Source organism: Saccharopolyspora galaxeae (assembly GCF_016526145.1).
GTDB classification, from domain to species: domain Bacteria; phylum Actinomycetota; class Actinomycetes; order Mycobacteriales; family Pseudonocardiaceae; genus Saccharopolyspora_C; species Saccharopolyspora_C galaxeae.
On the sequence record NZ_JADDUE010000006.1, the window covers coordinates 18,903 to 34,404 of the forward strand.

Genomic DNA, 15,502 nt, shown 5'->3' on the forward strand with positions numbered 1-15,502 from the left:
CTTCGATGATCGGAATTCCCGGCTCGCCGGGTGTGCTGCGCGCCCGCGGCGTCCGCCTGCTGCTCGCGCTGTTCATGGTGCTCTCGGCAGGCATGCTGCCTGCGCTTCCGGCGCACGCGGAGCCGGAACCGTGCACGGGAGTCCACCAGGGCGACGAGCGGCTGGGGCCGGAGAACCTGCCTGCGGCTCGGCAGCGCCCGGTCGGGCCGCTGCTGGCCGGTTACTCGCGGACCGGTGAGCTCAGCACCGAGGACTTCCTCGACCGGTATTGGGATCCGGGCGCGGACAGCTGGCGCTACCCGCCGCAGGACGGTTTCGCCGTCGGCCCGGACGGAGCTGCCCGCAAGCACCCGCAGGTGTTGCGGGCCGGTACGGACCTGGACCGCTTCGGCTCCGAGTTCGGCTCGTTCCTGGCCCCGGCGGGCGATCACTACGCCGAACGTTCGCTGCCGCCGCAGAGCCTGCTCACCCGCGAACCGCGATTCCCGTGCGGTTACCACGAATACGAGGTGGCGCGGGACTTCACCGCGTGGCAGGGCGAGATCGCACCGTGGTTCGCGCAGCGCGGCGGCGGGCAGCAGATCCTGCTCGATCCCGCGTTCCTCGATCCCGGGCAGGGGCAGCGGTTGAACGTTCGGTGGCTGGTGGCGCACGGCTACCTCGAACCAGCAGGCTGATCCGGGGCCTGCGGTCACCGTGGCCGCACCGGGAGGAATCGACGTGGACCGCGAAGAACTGCTGAGCGTCCTGCGCCACCGCGGAGTCGCCGACGCCGAGATGTGGATCGAGGGCGTGCACCAGCCGCAGCCCCCGTCCCCGGAGTTCCTGTTCCTGCGCCGGGCGGGGAACGGTTGGGACACCGGTGTTTGCGAACGCGGCAGTTGGCACGTGGTGGCCTCGTTCCCGGACGAAGCGGCCGCCTGCGCCCACCTGCTGCGCCTGGCCGAGCCCTGACGCGCCGCACCCGCCCGGCGTGCCGATCACCTCGGGCAGCCGGCCTGGTGGACGGCGGACGCCTGTTCCGGCTCGGTACGTTCGCCTGCGGGAGGTCGGTGTGGACGAGTTCATCGCAGCGCTGCCCAAGGTCGAGCTGCACGTGCACTTGGTCGGTTCGGCATCGTTCGAGACCGTGCTGGACCTCGCGTCCCGGCACCCGGACGCCGGGGTGCCGACCACCAGGCGGGAACTCGCCGAGTTCTACCGGTTCCGGGACTTCGAGCACTTCATCCGCGTGTACGTGGCGGTGAACTCGCTGGTGCGCACTTCCGCGGACGTGACGCGGCTGGTGACCGGGCTGGCCACCGACCTCGCTGCGCAGCGCGTCCGCTACGCGGAGGTGACCGTGACGGTGTTCAGCCACCTGTTCGCCTGGCTCACCGACGACGAGATGCTCACCGGGCTCACCGAGGGCCGCGCGGCCGCGCGCGAGCAGGGTGTGGAACTGGCGTGGTGCTTCGATATCCCGGGCGGTCATCCGGCGGTCGGTGACGGCATGGACACCGTGCGGTTCGGGTTGGTGAACCGGCCGGAAGGGCTGGTCAGCCTCGGGCTGGGCGGCATCGAAGTGGACCGTGCGCGGTTCACCGGCGCTTTCGCGGCCGCTCGTGCCGCGGGGCTGCGCAGCGTCCCGCACGCGGGCGAGACGACCGGCCCCGAGTCGATCTGGACGGCGCTGCGCGAACTCGGCGCGGAACGAATCGGGCACGGCATCAGCGCGGTGCGAGATCACGCGCTCATCGAGCACTTGGCGGCCGAGCAGGTCCCGCTGGAGCTGTGCCCGACGTCGAACCTGCGAACCCGGCAGATCGCGGCGATCGGCGCGCATCCCGTCCGGCAGCTGCGGGACAACGGCGTGCTGGTGACGTTGAACACCGACGATCCGCCGATGTTCGGCACCGACCTCAACCGCGAGTACCGGGTCGTGGCGGAGAGCCTGGAGCTGGACCGCGCGGAGGTGGCCGACCTGGCGCGCAACGCGGTCACCGCCTCGTTCCTGGACGAGCCGGGGAAGGCGCGGATCCTCGGGGAGATCGACGACGTACTCGCCGCGCACGCCGATGGCCCGTGAACGGTCGGCCCGCACCGCCGCTCGCGGAGTACCGTGCCCGCAGGGAGAGCCCCAGTGGGAAGGCACCGATGAGCACGACGATCCGCAAGAAGACGGCCCGCGCCGCTACGGGCGCAATGCTGCTCGCCGGACTCGTCCTGCCGCTGCTCGGCTGCGCCGACACCGACCCGGGCGTGCAGCACTACGCGCCCAGCCAGTCGCGGCAGGACATCGCCACCAAGGTCGGTTTCATCAAGCACGACCTGTGCTTCCGCGAGGCCACGACGCACGGGACGCAGCGCTGCGACCGCTACCTGACCCAGGTCCGCAACATCGCGCTCAGCGCCACCGAGTCCACTGAGAACCCACCGGCGATCACCGGCCCCGCGCAGGTCTTGCAGCAGCGGGTGCAACAGCTGCAGGGGCAGGGTTGCCTGCCACCCTCCCCGGACACCGAGCAGCGTTGCACCGCGAGCCTGCAAGCGGTGAACAAGGCGCTCACCGACCTCGAAACCGCGCTCGCCACCGCACCGCCGCGCTGAGAGCTCCCGATCGGCACGTAGCGGAGCCGGTCAGCGGCACTCCCACGCACCGTGCTCCGGAGCCCGATCCCCGCATAGCGCCCAAAAAGGCGCGGGAGACCGCCCACCTCTCGGGCCGCACCGCGGCCGGGTTGATACTGCGGGGGTGACGAGATCGGTTCGCGTCGGAGTGGACATCCGCCCGTTCCGCGCATGGGTGCTCGCGCCGGAACGGCTGCGCGGCCTCGCCGACCGGCACGCCACCCCGTGGGACCGGTCGGGCGGCCACATCGCGGACTCGCTGCGGCTGCTGGACGAGTGGAAACGACTGCGGGTGCTGGCGCGGGAATCGCGGCCCGCGATGTACGTCTACGAGCAGACCGGCCCGCTCGGGGTGCAGCGCGGCGTGATCTCCGCGGTGCATCTGGACAGCAGGCTGCTGCCGCACGAGGACGTCCTGCCGCCGCACGCGGAGAACATGGCGGAGCTGATGCGCGCAGGCGGGATGAGCCTGCCGCCGATACTGCTGGGCTACACCGGCACCGACCACGTCGCGGCGCAACTGGACGCGGCGACCCGGCAGCCGCCGCTGACCGAGCTGTTCACCCCGGACGGCCAGGAGCACCGGGTGTGGCGGATGGCAGCGCGGGATTCCTGCTCGGAACTGATGGGCGCGCTGCACGAGCGCGCCGCGTTGATCGCCGATGGGCACCACCGGCACGTCGCCGCGCGCCGGTATCGGCGGGACGTGCACGCCGCCGGGCACGGCCGCGGGCCGTGGGACTACCTGCCCGCGCTGCTGGTGGACACCAAGCGCAGCCCGCTGCGGCTGCGGCCGGTGCACCGGGTGCTGCCGTTCGCCGACCCGTGGAAGGTGTTGGCGGAGGCGCAGAAGTGCTTCCGCATCACCGCGTTGAACGGGCCGCTGGAGGAATGGCTGGACGTGCTGCGCGCGCACGCCTATCGCGGCCCGGCGTTCGTCGTGGCCACGCGGGACCGGGCGTTCCTGCTGGACAGCCCGGATCCGGCGTTCTTGGAGCGCGGTCCGTGCGCGCGGTTCGCGGAGCCGCTGCGCAAGATGCACATCACGGTCGTGCAGGCGTTCCTCGACTCGCTGCCGCCGGGGCCGGACCTGGCGGTGCGCCACGAGTCCAGTGCGACCCGCGCGGTGCGGGAGGTGGCGGATCGGGGCGGCCTCGCGATGCTCGCGTTCCCGCCGAGCGTGCAGGATCTGCACTCGGCGGCGGCGACGGGCTGCCGGCTGCCCGTGCAGGCGACCGCCTTCGGCCCGAACCCGCATCCCGGGCTGGTGCTGCGCGACCTGCCCGCACCGCGGAGTGCGCCCGATCCACAGCTCCAGACGGACCCGCACCTGCCGCAGTGATCGCTGGTCCAACGTGGACGGTCGTCGGTGGTGCACCGCGCGGTGCCGACACGCCCGATCCGCACCCGATCACCACGGATCATCCTGAGTGAGCGGACCGCTCGCCCGGCCAGGTTGGTCGAGGGTCGGTTCACTCGAAGCGCCCGGTGCGTGGTGCGGTGTGCCGACACGCCCGTACGTCACCGGATACGGCTGGGCTCGGATCTGAGTTCGCTCGGAGAGCGCTGCGCGGAGTCAGGCCGGGATGTCGCTGCGGAAGCGGCGCAGGCGAAGGCTGTTGGCGACGACGAACGCGCTGGACAAGCCCATCGCGGCCCCGGCGATCATCGGGTTCAGCAGACCGGCCGCCGCCATCGGCAGCGCCGCCACGTTGTAGGCGAACGCCCAGAACAGGTTCTGCTTGATGGTCCCCAGCGTGCGCCGCGACAACCGGATCGCGTCCACCGCCGCGCGCAGATCACCGCGCACCAGCGTCAGGTCGGAGGCTTCGATCGCCACATCCGTCCCGGTTCCCATGGCCAGGCCGAGGTCGGCTTGCGCGAGCGCGGCGGCGTCGTTGATGCCGTCCCCGACCATCGCCACCGCGCGGCCCTCGCCCTGCAAGCGGCTGATCACGGCCGCCTTGTCCGCAGGCAGCACCTCGGAGATCACCTCGTCGATGCCCACCTCGGCGGCCACCGCGCGGGCCACGGTTTCGTTGTCCCCGGTCAGCAGCACGGGGGAGAGGCCGAGTTCGCGCAGCCGCCGGATCGCGTCCGCCGAGGTCGGTTTGACGGTGTCGGCGACCTCCAGCACGGCCCGGACGGCACCGTCCCAGGCGACCACCACCGCCGTGCGGCCGCGCCGCTGCGCTTCGAGCCGAGCGGTCCGCAGCGGCTCCGGCAGTTCCGCGTCCACCAGCGCGGGCCGTCCGACCCGGACCTCGTATCCGTCCACTTCGGACTCGACGCCGAGCCCTTCGACGTTGCGGAAGGCGTTCGCGGCAGGCAACGCGCCGACCCGGTCGGCCGCACCTTGCGCGATCGCCCGCGCGACGGGGTGTTCGGAGCCGTGTTCGGCGGCTCCGGCCAGCCGCAGCGCGGTCCGCTCGTCGGAGTCCGCGACGTGCACGCCCACCAGCGACATCCGCCCGCTGGTGACGGTGCCGGTCTTGTCCAGCACGACGGTGTCGATGCGCCGGGTCGACTCCAGCACCTCCGGCCCCTTGATCAGCACGCCGAGCTGGGCGCCGCGGCCGGTGCCGACGAGCAGCGCGGTCGGCGTGGCCAGGCCCAGCGCGCACGGGCAAGCGATGATCAGCACCGCGACCGCGGCGGTGAACGCGGCGCTCGCCCCGCCACCGGCGATCAGCCACCCGGCCAGGGTGAGCACCGCGAGCGCGATCACGATCGGCACGAAGACCGCCGAGATCCGGTCGGCGAGCCGCTGCACCGCGGCCTTGCCCGCCTGCGCGGCCTCCACCAGGCGCGCCATCTGCGCGAGCTGGGTGTCCGAGCCCACCCGGGTCGCGCGCACCACCAGCCGCCCGCCCGAGTTCACCGTTGCGCCCGCGACGGAATCGCCGACGCCGACTTCGACCGGTGCGGACTCGCCGGTGAGCATGCTGGCGTCCACCGCCGAACCGCCCTCCTCGACGGTGCCGTCGGTGGCGATCTTCTCGCCGGGCCGCACCACGAACAGGTCCCCGGTGGCGAGCTGCTCGGTCGGGATGCGCTGTTCGCGCCCGTCGCGCAACACCGCGACGTCCTTCGCGCCGAGTTCCAGCAGCGCCCGCAGCGCGGCACCGGCGCGGCGCTTGGAGCGGGCTTCGAAGTACCGCCCGGCGAGGATGAACGTGGTCACCCCGGCGGCCACTTCGAGGTAGATCGAGCCGGCGCCGTCGGCGGGCCGCACGCCGAACTCGAATCCGTGCGTCATGCCGGGCATTCCGGCGCTGCCGAACACCAGCGCGTAGATCGACCACAGGAACGCCGCCAGCGTGCCCATCGACACCAGCGTGTCCATCGTGACCGCGCCGTGGCGCAGGTTCGTCCACGCCGCGCGGTGGAACGGCGCACCGCCGGAGATCACCACCGGGGCGGCGAGCGCGAGGGAAATCCACTGCCAGTAGGTGAATTGCAGCGCCGGAACCATCGCGAGCACGATCACCGGCACGGACAGCACCAGTGCGGTGATCAACCGGTCGCGCAGCGCGCGGGTGCCGTCGTCCTGTTCGGACTCGCCCGCGCCGCCGGAGTCCGGCAGCTGCGCGGTGTAGCCTGCGGCCTCGACCTGTTCGACCAGCTGTTGCGGCGCGACGCCGTCCGGGAAGGTCACGGTCGCCTTCTCGGTGGCGTAGTTGACCGCGGCGGTCACCCCGTCCAGCTTGCCGAGCTTGCGCTCCACCCGGTTCGCGCACGAAGCGCAGGTCATGCCGCCGATGGCCAACTCGATCGACTGCCCTGCCGGTGCGGTGCTCATCGCGATCTCCCGATTCTTCGCCTGCTGCGTGCGGTGCCGGACGAGTTCCCCTCCGGTCGGAACCGGCGCCGGTCGAGCAGGACCGGCGCCGCCGATCGGGCCGCGGTGTCCGAGCGCGGGCTCAAGCCAGCGCGTAGCCCGCTTCTTCCACGGCGCCGCGCACGTCCGCGTCGGCGAGCGGCTGCGCGCTGGTCACCGTCACCGCGCCGGTCTGCACGTCGACCGCGACGTCGGAGACGCCGGCGAGCTCGCTGAGCTCCTCGGTCACCGAACGCGCGCAGTGCTCGCAGGTCATGCCGGTCACGGTGTAGGTCAACTCGGTCATCGGGGTCCTTTCGCGGAGTCGGCGGTTCAGGAGCGCACGAGCCGGGCGATCGCGTCGCCGGCTTCCCGCACCTTCTCGTCGGCGGCGTCGCCGCCCTCGGTCAGCGCCTCTGCCACGCAGTGGCGCAGGTGCTCGTCGAGCAGTCCGAGCGCCACCGATTGCAGGGCCTTGGTGGTCGCGCTGACCTGGGTGAGCACGTCGATGCAGTACTCGTCGTCCTCGATCATCCTGGCGAGGCCCCGCACCTGTCCCTCGATGCGGCGCAGTCGCTTCGCGTACGCCTCTTTGTCCGGCGTGTAACCGTGCACCGCTTCCTCCTCGCAGTCCGATGCGGAGCCTTCGCCACACATATACCCCTAGGGGGTAAGGGTGTCAACGCGCCAAGATTTCGGAGCGAACGGACCGTTCGTCCAATCTATTGGGACGAACAGGCCGTTCACTCCGGTCAGGACGCGGTGTTGACGGTCTCCAGGGGACGGCCGGTGGCGCGCGGGCCGAACAGGCCGATGTCCAGCGTCACAGCGATCATCGCCGCGGCCACGACCGCGAACAGCACCCCGGCGCCCTGCGCCTGCAGCAGCGGAACCAGCACGAACGGCATCGCGCCGGTGGTCAGCCGGGACAGCGAATACGTCCAGGACGCCGCGGTCGCGCGGATGTGCGTCGGGAAGATCTCCGCCTGGTAGATGTGGAAGGCGTTGGAGAACACGTTGCTGGCCGCGGTGTAGCCGAACCCGAGCAGCAGGATCAGCGCGGTCGAACCGGCCAGCCCGAACCCGAGCCCCAGCACGACCATCGCCATCGCCGAGCCCATCACCAGGTGCTTGCGCTCCACCCGCTCGACGAACGGCAGCGACAGCGCCGAGCCCACCGGGTAGCCGACGAACGTCAGCGCGCTGAACAGCAGCGAGTCGGTGACCTGGTAGCCCTTCGCGGCCAGCACCATCGGCACCATCGTGCCGAAGCCGTAGTAGCCCACCGTCTGCAGCACCTGGAAGACCGCCATCATCGCGGTGCGCTTGCCGTACGGTGCGGCGACCAGGTCGCGCAACCCGCTGGACGGGGCGGTGACCGCACGATCCGGCTCGGCAGGGTCCGGCTCCGGCAGCGCCGCCCCGGCGGCTCGGGCCTCCCGCTCGAAGTCGGTGACCAGCGCGTCGGCCTGTTCGGCGCGGCCGCTGGTGGCCAGCCAGCGCGGCGACTCCGGCAACCCGCGACGCAGCAGGAACACCACGACCGCGCCGAGCGCGCCGATCGCGAACATCCAGCGCCAGCCCGCGATGCCGAGCGGGCTCAGCGGCTCGAGCCAGTGCGCCAGGAACCCGGCCGCGGGCACGCCCAGGAACGACAGCGTGTAGGCCCAGGCGATGAACCGGCCGCGGCGCTTGGCGGGCAGCAGGTCGCTGAGGTAGGCATCCGCCAGCGGCGGTTCCGCACCGATCCCGATGCCTGCGACGAACCTGGTCGCGGCCAGCATGAACGGCCCGGTGCTGAACGCGCCGAGCAGCGAGAACAGCGAGTAGATCGCCAGGCTCACCAGGAACGCCCGGCGCCGCCCGATCCGGTCGGCGAGCCGCCCGAGCACCAGCGTGCCCACGAACATCCCGAGGAACGTCGAGGCCAGCACCAGCGGCAGCTCGGCCTTGCTCAGGTGGAACTCCTGCGTCAGCGCGACGCTGAGCACCGGCGTCAGGAAGATCTCGTACATGTCGAAGAACAGCCCGAGCCCCACCGCGACGGTGGCTTTGCGGTGCATCCCGATCAGCGGCAGGCGGTCCATGCGCGCCGCGATCGTCGGCTCGGGAGTCGTCACGTTCTGCTCCTTCACGCCCGTGCCGGGAGTCGATCTACCCGCCGGGGCACCTTATAGCGGCACGAGGAGGTTCGGAACCGTGTTCCGCGCCTGCTCGCGGCTTCGGTTCGGGAACCCCGCGGGGGTACCGGCGAGCACCGGATTTCTCCGCGCCGGTTGCCGGGTAGTCCGGTGGTGGCCCACGACCGGCGAACGAGAGGAGGCGCAGCGGTGACGTTCTCCGCTGACCGGCGGGACGAACCCGCAGAACCGGACCGGCCCGAGGTGCCACGGCCGGAGAGCCCGGAGCCCGCGCAGAGCCCGGAACCCCCGCAGATCCCGGAGCCCCCGGAGGTCCCGGACCGGCCGAGCGCTCCCGACCCGCCGGACATCCCGGACCCGGACCGCCCGGAGCCGCCCGAGCCCCCGGACAGCCCGATCAACCCGGACAGCCCGATCAACCCGGAACGGGAGTCCGACCGGTAACGCAGTCGGGGCGGAGGAACTCGCCCGGCCCGGCGAGTTCTCCTCCGCTCAGAACGGATACTGCGCGTGCTGTTCGCGGAAGGTGACCCAACGCGTGTCGGTGAACGCGTCGATGCCGTCGCGCCCGCCGAACCGCCCGTAGCCCGAGTCCTTCACCCCGCCGAACGGGGCCTGCGGCTCGTCGCCCACGGACTGGTCGTTGATGTGGAAGATCCCGGTCCGCACCCGCTGCGCGATGGCCCAGCCGCGGCGGGTGTCCTCGGTGATCACCCCGGCGGTCAACCCGTACGGCGTGTCGTTCATGACCTCGATCGCGGAGTCCACGTCGTCGTAGCCGTGCACGGTGGTGACCGGGCCGAAGATCTCCTCGGAGTGGATCCGCTGCTCGGGAGTCACGCCGCTGAGCACGGTCGGCCGGTACACCGCGCCGTCCGGGCGCCCGCCGCCGGTGTGCAGCACGGCGCCCTGCGCCACCGCGTCGTCGACGAGCGCGGCCACCCGCTGGGCGGAGCGTTCGCCGATCACCGGCCCGATCACGGTGTCCGGCTTTCCGGGGTCGCCGCAGGGCAGTTCGGCCACCTTGGCCGCGAACCGCCGGGAGAACTCCTGCTCCAGCGCGCGCGGCAGCAGCACGCGGTCCGCGGACATGCAGATCTGCCCGGCGTTCATGAACGCGCCGAAGGTGACCGCGTCGACCGCGTAGTCCAGGTCGGCGTCGTCGAGCACCAGGATCGAGTTCTTCCCGCCCAGCTCCAGCAGGGCCGGTTTGAGGTTCTCCGCGGCTTTGATTCCGACGCTGCGGCCGACGTTCGTCGAGCCGGTGAAGTTGACCCGGCGCACCCGCCGATCGGCGATCAGCGTCTCGACCACCTGCGCCGCGTCGTCGCGGGCGTTGGTGAGCACGTTGAGCACCCCGTCCGGCAGACCCGCCTCGCGCATGATCTCCGCGAGGAACAGGCCCGCGGTCAGCGGCGCGTCCTCGCTGGGTTTGAGCACGGCGGTGTTGCCCACTGCCAGCGCCACCGCGAAGGAGCGCACGCCGAGGATCAGCGGCGCGTTCCACGGTGCCAGCGCGGCGACCACTCCGGCGGGCTGGCGCAGCGCGAACCCCCACTCGCCGGGGCTGGAGCTGGACAGCACTTCCCCGCGCGGCGCGGTGATCGCCGCCGCGGCCTCCCGCAGCACGTCGGCGGCCAGCCCCGCGTTGAACATCGCCCACGGCCGGGTGCCACCGACTTCGCCGGCCATCAGCGCCACCGCGTCCTCGGTGCGCTGCTCCAGCAGGTCGGCCGCGCGCAGGAAGATCTTGCGGCGGGTGCCCACGTCGGTCGCCGCCCAGCCGGGGAAGGCCGCGGCGGCCGCGTCGACGGCCGCGGTGACGTCCTCGGGGGCGGCTGCCGCGACGGTGGCGAACACCTCGCCGGTGTAGGGGTTGAGGTCCTGCTCGGTGCGGCCGGTCCCGGCGGCGCGGTCGGCACCGCCGATCAGCAGTCCGCGTTGTCCAGCTGCTCCAGCTGCCATAGTTCCTCGCTCTCCAAGCTCGTCGCCGGTGCGCCGTGCCGACCGGCATCCGCCCGAGGGTGTCAGGAAACCTGTTCCCGCTGAATCTGTCACGTGACTAGCGGCCGGGTCCGGACGGCTCGATTCCGGGCTTCCACGAGGAATCCGCGGGTGCCCGCCACCGCGCGGCGGCTGGAAACGCGGCGAGCAGCGGATCGCCGGATCAGGCGGACGGCTGCTCCACCACGACCACGTTGTTGCCGTCCGGATCGCGCAGCATGAACATCAGCGGTGCGCCGGGGTTGCGCATCGGCTCCGGGTCCATGTCGATCCCGCCCAACGCCTGCAACCGGGTGTGCTCGCCGACCACGTCGGCGGTCTCCACTCCGAGCATCCCGCCACCGGGTTGCCCGCCCATCGGCGGATTGAGCGCGAGCCGCGCCGTCGAGCCCGGAGGGGCGACCTCCAGCCAGCGCATCTCGCCGTGCTCGCCGAACGGCGTGTCGGCACGCACCTCGAAACCCAGCTTCTCGGTGTAGAACGCACGTGCCGCGTCCTGGTCCGAGACGGTGAACATGACCACTGCGATACTCGACATCTGCATCTCGGCGTCCTCGCGATCGGCAACGGTGGGCGGGCCCGGACGTCGCTCGAGTTACCCGGGTCGCGAGATCGACAACCCCCGGATCACTTCGGCGAGGGGAGAAAGAGACCACTTCTGAAACGACGAAAAGCCCGCCACGAAGGGCGGGCTTTTCGTTCTTCCAGGTTATCGCTGTGCGCCAACAGGGACTCGAACCCCGAACCCACTGATTAAGAGTCAGTTGCTCTGCCTGTTGAGCTATTGGCGCTTGCTTGCCTGCCGGGGATTTTCCCGCTTGCGCTCGTTCCCTGGCGACGAAAGAAACACTAGCACGGCGCGCGGGGCACAGATCCGAGGGGGTGTCCGGCGGCGGTGCCGTTGCCGGACCGTGTCCGGTTGATCCGCTTCGGGCGAGCAACCGGCCGCGTCCTGGTGCGTCCACCGGGGTGGAAGATCAGCAGAAATATACGCAGCGTGCACGCCGGGTGCACTCCACGAGGTCGGTGGGCTCAGGCACACTGTGCTGTGGCGGATGTGGCGGATCGGAATCGAACGGACAGTGACAAATGAATGACTCGCTTCACTCCCTCGGGAGTGGTCGGGCTCGGTGGTCGCGGGTGTGGTCGCTCGTGCTCATCGGCCTCGTGGGGGTGCTGGTCGCCGGGTGCAGCGGCGGCGCCGGGGGACAGCAGAGCGCGCCACCTCCGCCGCCGACGGTGTTGTTCGACCCGGGCAACGGAGCCCAGGGGGTGTCGCCGACCGCGCCGATCACGGCGACCGCGCAGCACGGCCGGATCGTCGACGCGGTGCTCACGAATCCGGAAGGGGAGCGGGTCGAAGCGGCCGTCGCGCCGGACGGGGCGAGCTGGTCGGCAGCCGAACCGCTGGGCTACGGCAAGACCTACAAGGCGGCCATCACCGTGCAAGGCGCGGCTGGCGCGCCGGTGACGCAGGAGGCCTCGTTCACCACGGTCGATCCGGCGGATCAGACCTACGTCTCGATGAACCCGCTGGACGGCCAGACCGTCGGCGTCGGCCAGCCGCTGGCCTTCTACTTCTCCGAAGACGCGCCCGCGCCGGACAAGGCCAAGGCCGAACAGGCCATCCGGATCCGGACCGAACCCGCCGTGGAAGGCGCGTTCTACTGGATCGACAGCCGCGAGGTGCACTGGCGCCCCAAGGAGTACTGGCAGCCCGGCACCGAGATCACCGTCGACGCGGACGTCTACGGCAAGGACCTGGGCAACGGCGTCTGGGGTGAGGAGAACCGCACGGCCACCTTCCACATCGGCGACGCGGTGGTGCTCAAGGCCGACGGCGCCAGCCACCAGATGTCGATCAACGTCAACGGTGTCGAGCAGCGGACCATCCCGGTCTCGCTGGGCAAGCCCAGCTTCCCGTCGAACGACGGCACGCACGTGGTCACCGAGCACCACGCGACCAAGCTGATGGACTCATCGACCTACGGCCTGCCCGTCGACCAGGGCGGCTACCAGACCGAGGTGAAGTGGGCGGTGCGGATCTCCAACAGCGGCGAGTTCCTGCACGCCGCGCCGTGGTCGGTCGCCGACCAGGGCAAGCGCAACGTCAGCCACGGCTGCATCAACATGAGCAACGCCGACGCCAAGGCGGTCTACGACCTGCTCAAGAAGGGCGACGTCGTGGAGATCACCAATTCCGGCGGGCCGGAGCTGAAATCCACGAACGGTTTCGGGGATTGGCAGGTCCCGTGGGACGAATGGCTCAGCGGCAATCGCTGAGCCCGCCGCGCAATCGAAAGGCCCCGCTCCGATTCGGAGCGGGGCCTTCCTCGTGGGGTGAGTGACGGGATTCGAACCCGCGACTCCTGGGACCACAACCCAGTGCTCTACCGACTGAGCTACACCCACCACAGCAACGGTGCGCCGGTGAACCCGGCCGTCCGGAGCAACACGAATATCCTAGCGCGCGGTGTCGATCGCTTTCCCACCGGGCTCCGCACCCGGGTGACGGGCGAGGTCAACGGCTCACTCGGACGGTTTGACGGCCTTCTCGGTACCGCCTTCCACCGCCGCGCCGTCGAGCAGTTCGGCGGCCACCGTCTGCGCCTGCTCGCTGCTCGGGCCGGGCTGCGGCACGAACGCGGTGCGCCGGTAGTACGCCAGCTCCCGGATCGACTCCCGCACGTCGGCCAGCGCGCGGTGCGCCAGCCCCTTCTCCGGCTGCGCGTAGTAGATCCGCGGGAACCAGCGCCTGCACAACTCCTTGACCGAGGACACGTCCACCATGCGGTAGTGCAGGTGCGCGTCCAGCGCGGGCATGTCGCGCGCGATGAACCCGCGGTCGGTGGCGATCGAGTTGCCCGCCAGCGGCGCCGATACGTTCTCCGGCACGTGTTCGCGGATGTGCTCCAGCACGCGCTGCTCGGCTTCGGCGAGGGTGACCGAGGAGCGTCGCACCTCCTCGGTGAGCCCGGAGCGCTCGTGCATGTCCCGCACCACTTCGGGCATCGCCGACAAGACCTCGTCCGGGGCGTGGATCACGATGTCCACACCCTCGCCGAGGATGTTCAGGTCGGCATCGGTGACCAGGGCGGCGATCTCGATCAAGGCGTCCGAGGCCAGGTCGAGCCCGGTCATTTCACAGTCGATCCACACTAGACGGTCGTTCACCCGTGCGAGCCTAACGCGACGCCCGCGCCGGGCGGGATCGGACCGCGCGGGCGTCACTCGCCGCGCTCGCGCAGCTGGGCGGGCACGACCTTGCCGGTGGCGTTGCGCGGCAGCTCTTCCAGGAACACGACGTCCCTGGGCAGCGCGTACTTCGGCAGCGCGTCGCGGAGCCGGTCGCGCACCGCGTCGGCGTCCAGGTCCGCGCCGGGCGCGAGCACCACGTACGCGGCGAGGCGCTGGCCGAACTCCGCGTCGTCCACGCCGATCACCGCGGTCTCGTGCACCTCGGGAAGGGTGGCCAGGGCGTCCTCGGTCTCCTTGGGGTAGACGTTCTCCCCGCCCGAGACGATCATGTCGTCCTCCCGGCCGACGACCTGCAACCGCCCGGCCGAGTCGATGCGGCCGAGGTCACCGGTGGACATCAGCCCTTTCCGGGTCTCCTTGCCGCCGCCCCCGGTGTAGCCCTCGAACAGCATGTCGTTGCCGACGAAGATCCGCCCGGTTTCGCCGCGGCGCACCGGTTCACCGTCCTCGCCGACGATCATGATGGTGGTGCCGCGCGGTGCCCGCCCCGCCGTGCCCGGCGACGCCGCCAGGTCTTGCGGGTCGGCGATGCTCACCCAGGACGCCTCGGTGGAGCCGTAGAAGTTGTAGAGCACCCGCCCGAACACCCGCTGGAACCGGGTCGCCAGGTCGGCGGGCAGCGCCGATCCGCTGCACGCGACGATCCGCAGCGCGGAGCAGTCGAACGGCGCACGGGACTCGGCAGGCAGGTCCAGGATGCGCTGCAGCATCACCGGCACCATGAACATCGCGGTGCACCGGTGCCGCTGCACCGCCGCGAGCGCCTGCTGCGGCTCGAACTTGCGGCGCAGCACCAGCGTCGCGCCGATCGCGGAGCCGAGCTGGAAGGCCGCGAGGCCCCAGGTGTGGAAGATCGGCGCACCCACCAGGATCCGCTCGCCCTCGCGCAGCGGCACCCTGGACATGATCGTCGCGGCCGGGCCGACGCCGGGCGGCGCGGGCCTGCGGGCGCCCTTCGGCGTGCCGGTGGTGCCGGAGGTGAGCACGATCATCCGCGCGTGCCGCGGCCGCCGCGGCAGCCGGGTGGACGGCGAGCTGCCGATGAGGTGCTCCAGCGTGGGCCGCCGGGTGGTGCCCTCGGTCCAGGCGAGCACCACGTCCAGGTCTTCGGGCGGCTCCAGCTGCTCGACGAACTCGGTGTCGGCGATCAGCACGTCGGCCCGCTGCTCCGCCAGCACCGCGTGCAGCTGTTGCGGCCGCAGGCCGGTGTTCAGCAGCACCACGTCCACGCCGATCTTGCCGCAGGCCACGATGCTCTCCACCAGTCCGTGGTGGTTGCGGCACAGCACCGCGACGCGGCCGGTGTCCCGGACGCCGCGGGCGCGCAGCCCGTTGGCCAGCCGCGCGGTGCGCTGGTGCAGCTCCTGGAAGCTCAGCGCGCCGCGCTCGTCGATCACCGCGGGCCGGTCGGGGTGCCGGATCGCGGCGACCTCGTAGCCCAGCGCCGGGGTCACGCCCCAGCGGCGCCAGGCCCGCACGATGCGCCACAGCTTGTCCGGGCGCATCGGGCGGACCACGCCTTGCCGGATCAGCAGCCACAAGGTCTGCGCGCCGGGGGCGACGCGCTGCGCGGCTCGCCGGAGGCCACCCGCCGGTCCAGCCGCCGAGTCCCCCGGCGCACCCGCCAGGTTGCGGAGCAGTTCTTTCGGCCGTCGCCACATCGCCACGC

At 71.5% G+C, this 15,502-nt stretch carries 15 protein-coding genes and 2 tRNA genes; 7 read left to right on the forward strand and 10 right to left on the reverse strand.

All coding sequences use genetic code 11. The features are described 5' to 3' along the window. Positions 1–5 precede the first annotated feature (5 nt). From INP57_RS14920 to INP57_RS14940, 5 genes are all read left to right on the forward strand, one after another. A complete protein-coding gene (locus INP57_RS14920; RefSeq protein WP_200070836.1) occupies positions 6–677 on the forward strand; it encodes a TNT domain-containing protein in 672 nt (223 codons plus the stop codon). Positions 678–720: 43 nt separating this feature from the next. Then, positions 721–954 carry a hypothetical protein gene (locus tag INP57_RS14925; protein WP_200070837.1) on the forward strand — a complete coding sequence of 78 codons (234 nt, stop codon included), beginning with the start codon at positions 721–723 and terminating at the stop codon, positions 952–954. A 100-nt stretch (positions 955–1,054) separates the two neighbouring features. Further along, complete coding sequence (gene add / locus INP57_RS14930; RefSeq protein ID WP_200070838.1) at positions 1,055–2,068, forward strand: adenosine deaminase; 1,014 nt, start codon at positions 1,055–1,057, stop codon at positions 2,066–2,068. Positions 2,069–2,136: 68 nt separating this feature from the next. Beyond that, on the forward strand, positions 2,137–2,589 hold the full coding sequence (locus tag INP57_RS14935) for a hypothetical protein (RefSeq protein ID WP_200070839.1): 453 nt from the start codon (positions 2,137–2,139) through the stop codon (positions 2,587–2,589). A gap of 145 nt (positions 2,590–2,734) precedes the next feature. Continuing rightward, the gene (locus INP57_RS14940) at positions 2,735–3,952 is read left to right on the forward strand and encodes a DUF1015 family protein (RefSeq protein WP_200070840.1); all 1,218 of its coding nucleotides are present in this window, start codon (positions 2,735–2,737) and stop codon (positions 3,950–3,952) included. Positions 3,953–4,186: 234 nt separating this feature from the next. Here the strand turns inward: INP57_RS14940 and INP57_RS14945 are convergent, their stop codons facing one another. The 4 genes from INP57_RS14945 to INP57_RS14960 all read right to left on the reverse strand — a co-directional run bounded on the left by INP57_RS14945 (position 4,187) and on the right by INP57_RS14960 (position 8,517). After that, entirely contained in the window at positions 4,187–6,412 is a 2,226-nt protein-coding gene (locus INP57_RS14945) for a heavy metal translocating P-type ATPase (protein ID WP_200070841.1), read from the reverse strand. A gap of 121 nt (positions 6,413–6,533) precedes the next feature. After that, positions 6,534–6,737, reverse strand: coding sequence for a heavy-metal-associated domain-containing protein (locus INP57_RS14950; RefSeq protein WP_200070842.1), 204 nt, complete (start codon positions 6,735–6,737; stop codon positions 6,534–6,536). Between the two features lie 26 nt (positions 6,738–6,763). Next, positions 6,764–7,045, reverse strand: coding sequence for a metal-sensitive transcriptional regulator (locus INP57_RS14955; protein WP_295148390.1), 282 nt, complete (start codon positions 7,043–7,045; stop codon positions 6,764–6,766). Between the two features lie 137 nt (positions 7,046–7,182). Then, a complete protein-coding gene (locus INP57_RS14960) occupies positions 7,183–8,517 on the reverse strand; it encodes an MFS transporter (protein ID WP_200071132.1) in 1,335 nt (444 codons plus the stop codon). A gap of 243 nt (positions 8,518–8,760) precedes the next feature. Between INP57_RS14960 and INP57_RS30200 the strand changes: the two genes are divergently transcribed. Further along, positions 8,761–9,015: a hypothetical protein gene (locus INP57_RS30200; RefSeq protein WP_200070844.1), complete on the forward strand. Its 255-nt coding sequence runs from the start codon at positions 8,761–8,763 to the stop codon at positions 9,013–9,015. Between the two features lie 48 nt (positions 9,016–9,063). Here INP57_RS30200 and INP57_RS14970 read toward each other — a convergent pair whose 3' ends face one another. From INP57_RS14970 to INP57_RS14980, 3 genes are all read right to left on the reverse strand, one after another. Then, positions 9,064–10,536, reverse strand: coding sequence for an aldehyde dehydrogenase family protein (locus INP57_RS14970; protein WP_200070845.1), 1,473 nt, complete (start codon positions 10,534–10,536; stop codon positions 9,064–9,066). A 202-nt stretch (positions 10,537–10,738) separates the two neighbouring features. Further along, positions 10,739–11,119 carry a VOC family protein gene (locus INP57_RS14975; protein ID WP_233627630.1) on the reverse strand — a complete coding sequence of 127 codons (381 nt, stop codon included), beginning with the start codon at positions 11,117–11,119 and terminating at the stop codon, positions 10,739–10,741. Between the two features lie 174 nt (positions 11,120–11,293). Beyond that, positions 11,294–11,366 (reverse strand) — tRNA-Lys (locus INP57_RS14980). 349 nt (positions 11,367–11,715) lie between these two features. Between INP57_RS14980 and INP57_RS14985 the strand changes: the two genes are divergently transcribed. After that, positions 11,716–12,858 carry a L,D-transpeptidase gene (locus INP57_RS14985; RefSeq protein WP_307850093.1) on the forward strand — a complete coding sequence of 381 codons (1,143 nt, stop codon included), beginning with the start codon at positions 11,716–11,718 and terminating at the stop codon, positions 12,856–12,858. A gap of 53 nt (positions 12,859–12,911) precedes the next feature. Here INP57_RS14985 and INP57_RS14990 read toward each other — a convergent pair. From INP57_RS14990 to INP57_RS15000, 3 genes are all read right to left on the reverse strand, one after another. Continuing rightward, a tRNA-His gene (locus INP57_RS14990) sits at positions 12,912–12,987 on the reverse strand. A gap of 117 nt (positions 12,988–13,104) precedes the next feature. After that, positions 13,105–13,749, reverse strand: a complete 645-nt coding sequence (gene orn, locus INP57_RS14995) for an oligoribonuclease (protein ID WP_200070847.1) — start codon at positions 13,747–13,749, stop codon at positions 13,105–13,107. A gap of 53 nt (positions 13,750–13,802) precedes the next feature. After that, the gene (locus INP57_RS15000) at positions 13,803–15,494 is read right to left on the reverse strand and encodes an AMP-binding protein (protein WP_200071134.1); all 1,692 of its coding nucleotides are present in this window, start codon (positions 15,492–15,494) and stop codon (positions 13,803–13,805) included. Positions 15,495–15,502: the final 8 nt, after the last annotated feature.